The sequence below is a fragment of the Parasphingorhabdus sp. genome (assembly GCF_041748495.1).
Classification (GTDB): Bacteria; Pseudomonadota; Alphaproteobacteria; order Sphingomonadales; family Sphingomonadaceae; genus Parasphingorhabdus.
This window is the reverse complement of record NZ_JBGTDD010000024.1, coordinates 1-6,546: the sequence shown is the minus strand read 5'-3', so window position 1 is coordinate 6,546 and position 6,546 is coordinate 1. Positions and strand designations below refer to the sequence as shown.

The 6,546-nt window shown below is 57.2% G+C and carries 8 protein-coding genes; 1 reads left to right on the top strand and 7 read right to left on the bottom strand.

Annotated features, from left to right (window positions below):
• Window positions 1-70: 70 nt before the first annotated feature.
• A complete protein-coding gene (locus ACEW8J_RS01925) occupies window positions 71-1,123 on the top strand; it encodes a succinylglutamate desuccinylase/aspartoacylase family protein (protein WP_373489941.1) in 1,053 nt (350 codons plus the stop codon).
• Here ACEW8J_RS01925 and ACEW8J_RS01920 read toward each other — a convergent pair whose 3' ends face one another.
• The 7 genes from ACEW8J_RS01920 to ACEW8J_RS01890 all read right to left on the bottom strand — a co-directional run.
• Window positions 1,124-1,744 (bottom strand): hypothetical protein, encoded by a 621-nt coding sequence (locus tag ACEW8J_RS01920; RefSeq protein WP_373489940.1) that lies wholly within the window; start codon window positions 1,742-1,744, stop codon window positions 1,124-1,126.
• 47 nt (window positions 1,745-1,791) lie between these two features.
• Window positions 1,792-2,697 carry a 30S ribosomal protein S6--L-glutamate ligase gene (rimK, locus tag ACEW8J_RS01915; protein WP_373489939.1) on the bottom strand — a complete coding sequence of 302 codons (906 nt, stop codon included), beginning with the start codon at window positions 2,695-2,697 and terminating at the stop codon, window positions 1,792-1,794.
• Window positions 2,698-2,700: 3 nt separating this feature from the next.
• The gene (locus tag ACEW8J_RS01910) at window positions 2,701-3,180 is read right to left on the bottom strand and encodes an ATP-dependent zinc protease (RefSeq protein ID WP_373489938.1); all 480 of its coding nucleotides are present in this window, start codon (window positions 3,178-3,180) and stop codon (window positions 2,701-2,703) included.
• 49 nt (window positions 3,181-3,229) lie between these two features.
• A complete protein-coding gene (gene gdhA / locus ACEW8J_RS01905) occupies window positions 3,230-4,585 on the bottom strand; it encodes an NADP-specific glutamate dehydrogenase (RefSeq protein ID WP_373489937.1) in 1,356 nt (451 codons plus the stop codon).
• Window positions 4,586-4,715: 130 nt separating this feature from the next.
• On the bottom strand, window positions 4,716-5,360 hold the full coding sequence (locus ACEW8J_RS01900) for an SRPBCC domain-containing protein (RefSeq protein WP_373489936.1): 645 nt from the start codon (window positions 5,358-5,360) through the stop codon (window positions 4,716-4,718).
• Between the two features lie 24 nt (window positions 5,361-5,384).
• Window positions 5,385-6,032: an adenylate kinase gene (locus tag ACEW8J_RS01895; RefSeq protein WP_373489935.1), complete on the bottom strand. Its 648-nt coding sequence runs from the start codon at window positions 6,030-6,032 to the stop codon at window positions 5,385-5,387.
• A 55-nt stretch (window positions 6,033-6,087) separates the two neighbouring features.
• On the bottom strand, window positions 6,088-6,546 hold a 459-nt coding region (locus ACEW8J_RS01890), incomplete at its 5' end, for a preprotein translocase subunit SecY (RefSeq protein ID WP_373489934.1).

Below are 6,546 nucleotides of genomic sequence, written 5' to 3'. Positions count from 1 at the left end.
ACTGCTGCATGATTTGGCTTGCGATTTTCAGCATTTCTGCGCCATAGAACAAGCCGGTTGGGGGACTGACATGACCAATAGAAGCAAGCATGATCTGTTCGAAATCGGCGGGCAGATGGTTGCTCCGGGCAAAATCGGCGATATCGCCATTCCGATCAGCGATCTTTCTGCCGGAATGCAGGCCAATATGGTCGTGCGCGTGTTTCACGGCAGGCGGACCGGACCGACGATTTTCATCAGCGCGGCCATCCATGGCGATGAAATCATCGGCACCGAGATCATTCGCCGGCTGATGAAGAAAATCCATCCGGCCCGCATGGCCGGAACGGTGATATTCGTACCGGTGGTCAACATGTTCGGTTTCATCACCCACAGCCGCTATCTGCCCGACCGCCGCGACCTCAACCGCTCCTTTCCCGGGACCGAAAAAGGCTCGCTGGCATCGCAGCTCGCCAATATCTTCTCGACCGAGATCATCGATCATTGTTCGCTGGGCATCGATATCCACAGCGCCGCGCAGCACCGCTATAATCTGCCGCAGATCCGGATCGCCTCCGGCAATGCCGAGCTCAAGGAACTGGCTCTCGAATTCGGGCCGCCGGTGGTTCTGGAAGCGGAATTGCGCCCCGGATCACTGCGCGCGCTGGCCCGGGAAGCGGGCGTCGACATGCTGCTGATGGAGGCCGGAGAGGCGCTGCGCTTCGACGAATTTTCCGTGCTCACCGGAGTCAACGGTATCCTGCGGGTGCTCAAGAAGCTGGAGATGATCGATACCAAGCGGCTCGGCAAGCGCGGCGCGCCGCCCGCCCAGGCAACCCGTACCGCCTGGCTACGCTCGACCAAGGGCGGGATCTGTCGCCTGCTGGCGCCGTCCGGCACCAAGGTCCACAAGGGCGACACCGTGGCCTGTATCAGCGATATTTTTGGCGATGGCGAAGAAGCGATCATCTCCCCGGTCGACGGCATTGTCATCGGTCACAGCAACCTGCCGGTGGTCAATCAGGGCGACGCGCTGCTCCACATTGCGGAAGTGCGGATCTTTGATACGGTGGGCGAGCGGCTGGAACAGATCGAGGGCGCGATCACCAGCAACCAGCTGCTTGATGAGGATGAAGTGATTTAGTTATTCTGACCGATCCGCAGTCTGTAGCTCAATCCCTTTTCTTGCCGCCACTCCATCCACAAAATTGCAAACGACCCGATCCAGAATCGGTCCATTCGCAGATTCAGGCCCGTCCCTCTCCGGGAAGCGTCCGATCTTATTGCCGAATTCCTCTACCACGGCCATACAATGTGGTTTGAATAAGGTGCTCTCAATACATCTTCTCAAGAATGATTTGTGATAGTCCGAAAAGCTAGAGTCGATCTTTTCCGTTATTCGGGAAATCCATTCATAGTCAGCATGTTCATTCCGCCATCTCGATAATGTTAGATAAGCAGCATAATCTAACATGTGGGTTTCACGCTGATCACGCGGGAGGCTAGGGTCAAATACGGAATCCGTTTCATAGCCACATTGTTTTTCTAAGTTTGGTGGCATGATTGTGAGCCACAGAATCTGCTCGGGTAACTCATCGCGATAGGCACCGACTAACTTTTCTGCTTCAATGGATTCGCCAAATGGCCCCTGCTCGGGACTGAAAGCGGCAAGTGCTGCAAATAATAGCGGACCAAATACCGCCCCTGTCAAAAACAGTGCCGATACGAATAATATTCTTTTTAAGGCAGGTAAAATAGCGGGCATACGGAGAGTTTAATCCACGATTTCATCAATGCCAAATAACTATGTTGCTAACCATGACCCTTGGTCTTCGTCTTTCCGGGCTTGGCATTTTTCTCGATAAATTCGATGATCTGGCCAGCCACATCCTTGCCGGTGGCATTTTCGATGCCTTCGAGACCCGGCGAACTGTTCACTTCCATGATCACCGGGCCGTGATTGGAGCGCAGCATGTCGACGCCGCACACATTCAGTCCCATATGCTTGGCCGCGCGCAAGGCGGTTGACCGCTCCTCGGGCGTGATCTTGACGATCTGGGCGCTGCCGCCGCGATGCAGGTTGGAGCGGAACTCGTCCGGTGCACCGGTGCGCTTCATTGCGGCAATCACCTTGCCGCCCACGACCAGTGCGCGGATATCCGTACCGCCGGCTTCCTTGATAAATTCCTGAACCAGAATATTGACATTGGCACCGCGAAAGGCCTCGATCACCGACTTGGCGCTCGACATCGTCTCGGCGAGCACCACACCGATCCCCTGTGTCCCTTCCAGCAGCTTGATGACCACCGGCGGCCCATTCACGGCCCGTATGATCTCTTCCGCCTGCTTGGGATCATTGGCATAGGCGGTAAGCGGCAGTCCCAGGCCGTATTTGGCGAATATCTGCATCGACCGCAGCTTGTCGCGGCTCCGGCCAATCGCCACGCTTTCGTTGAGCGGCCAGACGCCAGCCATTTCAAACTGCCGGAGTACCGCGGTGCCGTAGTTGGTGATCGACGCGCCGATGCGCGGGATGACCGCGTCATAGCCTTCCAACGTATCACCATTATAGGTGATCGTCGGCCGGTGGCTGGCGATATTCACGGTGCAGCGGGTGGTGTTCAATATGTCGAGCGTGTGACCGCGCGCCTCGGCTGCCTCGACCAGGCGTTTGTGCGAATAGAGATTCGGATTCCGGGCAAGCATTGCGATTTTCATATATTATCTTTCTTGGTGCCGACCCAGCATCCAGCGCTTGGCGCTGTTGACGAGAAAACCCCGTTTCAGCGCCCGGCGCCCGATGAGGACCGGAAATATCATCGATTGCCGATTGGCAAGCGTCATATGTCCAACCCATTCCAGCGGCCCGAGTTTCATGACAGTCTCTATCACATAACGATTTTCCATGACACCATTGCTACTCCGGATCCGCCGCTGGCCATAGATCGGCGCTTCGCAATGATAGTCGGCTACGCCGGAACCCATCGGTATCACAAACTGGACAAATGACTGGCCGTCTTTGTTGAACGGCTTGATCCGGGTGGCGTGCAGGGACGATGTCGCTGCCCCGGTATCAACCTTGGCGTGCAGATTGCTGACGCCGAAATCGGGCAAATCAATCAGTTCGCACCAGCCGATTTCGCACGGCTGCCTGAGCTTCGAAGCGAGCCCTTTAACCTTCGGGATTTTTGATTGTGCCATCGACCGAACATCTGGCCGATGGCACTTTTTTGCGCAAGATAATTATAGTCTAGACAACCCCGTAGGCCAGCATCGCATCCGCGACCTTCTTGAAGCCGGCGATATTGGCGCCCTTCACATAGTCGACATAGCCATCGCCCTGGTCGCCATATTCCACACATTTGCCGTGGATGCCTTCCATCAGTTCGGTGAGCATCTCGCCGAGCCGTTGGTGGTTCCAGCTGATCCGTTCCGCATTCTGGCTCATCTCGAGACCGGAAACCGCCACGCCGCCGGCATTGGCCGCCTTGCCCGGGCCGTACATGATCTTCGCGTCATGGAAAACATGCACCCCTTCCAGAGTCGTCGGCATATTCGCGCCTTCCGACACGGCGATGACGCCGTTGGCGACCAGTTCCTTCGCTTCCTCCTCATTGAGTTCATTCTGGGTCGCGCAGGGCAAGGCCAGATCACAGGGCACCGTCCAGGGACGGCTGCCGTCGTGATAGGTAGCGCCGGTAAAATGATCCGCATATTCGCTGATCCGGCCGCGCGTGTGCGTCTTGTGATGCTTGACCCAGTCGATCTTCTCCTGGTCGAGGCCATCGGGATCATGGATGAAGCCGCCGCTGTCCGACAGCGTCAGCACCTTGCCCCCCTGCGTGACAATCTGCTCCGCTGCATGGGTAGCGACATTGCCGGAGCCGGAAATGACGGCGGTCTTGCCTTCAATCGAATCCTTCTTGTGCTTGAGCATATTCTCCATGAAATAGACCGCACCATAGCCGGTGGCTTCCGGACGCATCTGCGATCCGCCATATTCCAGCCCCTTGCCGGTCAGCACGCCTTCCCAGCGGTTGGTGATCCGCTTGTACTGGCCGAACATATAGCCAATCTCGCGACCACCCACGCCGATATCACCGGCCGGGACATCGGTGTCCGGGCCGATATGGCGATACAGTTCGGTCATGAACGACTGGCAAAAGCGCATGACCTCGGCATCCGACTTGCCCTTGGGGTTGAAATTGGCCCCACCCTTGCCGCCGCCCATCGGCAGCCCGGTCAGCGAGTTCTTGAACGTCTGTTCGAAGGCGAGAAATTTAAGCACGCTTTCGGTGACGCTCGGGTGGAAACGGATTCCGCCCTTGTACGGGCCGATGGCGTTGTTATTCTGGATGCGAAAGCCGCGCTGGACGCGGACATTATGATTGTCGTCTTCCCAGCAGACCCGGAAGGACACGACCCGGTCGGGTTCGGCGATCCGCCGCAAGATCTGTGCTGTGTGATAGGCTTCTTTATCTTCGATGAAATCAAAAATATCCATCGCGACTTCCTGCACCGCCTGAACAAATTCAGGTTGCCCCGGATTGCGCTTCTTGACGCCTTCCATGAATGTCGGAAAATCTACGTGATCGGAAACGGCCATTATATACCCCCAAGATTATATATCAGCGCGACCCGATTATCGCTGTCGACCTCCTCGAGTCGGCAACGGGTATGCAACCTTCATAGTCCCATTCAATGGCTTTGGTAAAGCGCTGACAGCGAGTGGGAAATCAGCCCGGATCGCCGTCTTCGGCGACGCTGTTTTCGCCACCGTCTTCTGGATCGGCGGGCTCGTCCCGGGCACCGTCATCCGCCGCTTCCGGCGCGCCAAATAAAGCGGACAGACGGGCGAGTTGCTCGCCGATCACACCGTCCACCGCCGGAGCGATCTGATCCACGGGAAATTCCATATAGCCGCCCACTTTATAGACAAAGCGAACCTTGGTGGACTGGGCTTGCGGCTGCAGCTGCATCGTCAGCGTGCCGGTCACCGCTTCACTTTGCAGCGGTCCCAATGCACCGGACATGCGGAGCATCTTGTTGTTGTGCGCGTAGATCACACGCATATGCTGAACGCTGCCATCCGAAGATTTTATATTGTCGTCCGACGCCGTCCGGATCAGCTCGCAAAAGCAGCCGCCAGCCTGTGGCACCAGATAGAAATTTTCTGCATTGCCGGACCAGCTGTGTTCGCCATTCCAGTAGCGGGACGGTGCGATCATCGCTTTCCAGACCGCCTCTGCCTCAGCGGCGATTACGGTTTCGTGCTGCACGGTAAAGCCGTTTGCGGCGGTGTTGGTCACTTCCGCTTGGGCGGCGGTCATGCTGCCCAGCGTTGCTAATCCCAATATTGCTTGAAATGCCAACCTGACCATGACCCTATCTCCCGTGAATTGCGTTCAGAGCGACAAGACCGCCTCTATCGCGTCATGCACCTCTGTCATGCTGCCCATGCCGTCAACCTTGCGCACGATGCCGCGCGCTTCGTAAATCGGCAGGATCGGCGCGGTCTTGGCGCGATATTCCTGCATCCTTGTGCGGACGGTTTCTTCATTGTCATCCGGACGGCGCTTGAATTCGGTCGAGCCGCAGACATCGCAGACGCCTGCCACGGCGGGCTGCTTGAATGTGTCGTGATAGCCCGCGCCGCACTTGCCGCAGGTGAACCGGCCCGTAATCCGTTCGACCAGCGCGTCTTCGTCGACGACAAGCTCGATCACATAGGAAAGGAGGCGATTTCTGGTGGCCAATATCTCGTCCAGGGACTCTGCCTGCGCGGCAGTCCTCGGATAGCCGTCAAAGATAACGCCCTGATCGGGTCCCAGCTCGTCCAGCCTGTCGCCGATGATGCCGGAGACGACGTCGTCCGGCACCAGTGCGCCTGCGTCCATCAAGGCCTTGGCTTTCAGACCGACCTCGGTTCCGGCCTTTACCGCGACCCGAAGCATATCACCGGTCGACAGCTGGACCATGCCATGCTCATCTTCAAGACGGCCCGCCTGAGTACCCTTCCCGGCACCCGGTGGTCCCAACAAGATGATGTCCATACGATTACCCCCGTGAAGATGGAATGTCAGGCTGTTGAACCAGCCTGTTCGAGAATTAGCGTTTGCGGCGTCCGCCCTTGAGCTTCGCCTTCTTCAGCAAATCGCCATATTGCAGAGCCAGCAAATGGCTTTGGATCTGAGTCACCGTATCGACCGTCACGTTGACGACGATCAACAGGCTGGTCCCGCCCAGGAAGAAGATCGGCAGGCTGGTCTGGGCCATGACATATTCCGGCAAGACGCAGACAAAGGCGAGATAGGCCGCGCCGACCACGGTAATCCGGGTCAGCACATAATCGAGATAGTCGGCGGTATTCTTGCCGGGACGAATGCCGGGAATGAACCCGCCATTTTTCTTCAGATTCTCGGCGGTTTCTTCCGGATTGAACACCACAGCGGTGTAGAAGAAACAGAAGAAGACAATGCCCGCCGCATAGAGACCCATATAGAGCGGCTGACCATGCGCCAGATATTGGTTCAGGGTGATGATGAAATCTCCCATTGCCGTCTCACC

Excerpts from the sequence above, each read along its gene's own strand:
- ACEW8J_RS01900 (WP_373489936.1), bottom strand. The coding sequence starts at position 5,360 with ATGGTCAGGTTGGCATTTCAAGCAATATTGGGATTAGCAACGCTGGGC.
- ACEW8J_RS01925 (WP_373489941.1), top strand. The coding sequence starts at position 71 with ATGACCAATAGAAGCAAGCATGATCTGTTCGAAATCGGCGGGCAGATG.
- ACEW8J_RS01910 (WP_373489938.1), bottom strand. The coding sequence starts at position 3,180 with ATGGCACAATCAAAAATCCCGAAGGTTAAAGGGCTCGCTTCGAAGCTC.
- ACEW8J_RS01920 (WP_373489940.1), bottom strand. The coding sequence starts at position 1,744 with ATGCCCGCTATTTTACCTGCCTTAAAAAGAATATTATTCGTATCGGCA.
- ACEW8J_RS01895 (WP_373489935.1), bottom strand. The coding sequence starts at position 6,032 with ATGGACATCATCTTGTTGGGACCACCGGGTGCCGGGAAGGGTACTCAG.
- rimK (WP_373489939.1), bottom strand. The coding sequence starts at position 2,697 with ATGAAAATCGCAATGCTTGCCCGGAATCCGAATCTCTATTCGCACAAA.
- gdhA (WP_373489937.1), bottom strand. The coding sequence starts at position 4,585 with ATGGCCGTTTCCGATCACGTAGATTTTCCGACATTCATGGAAGGCGTC.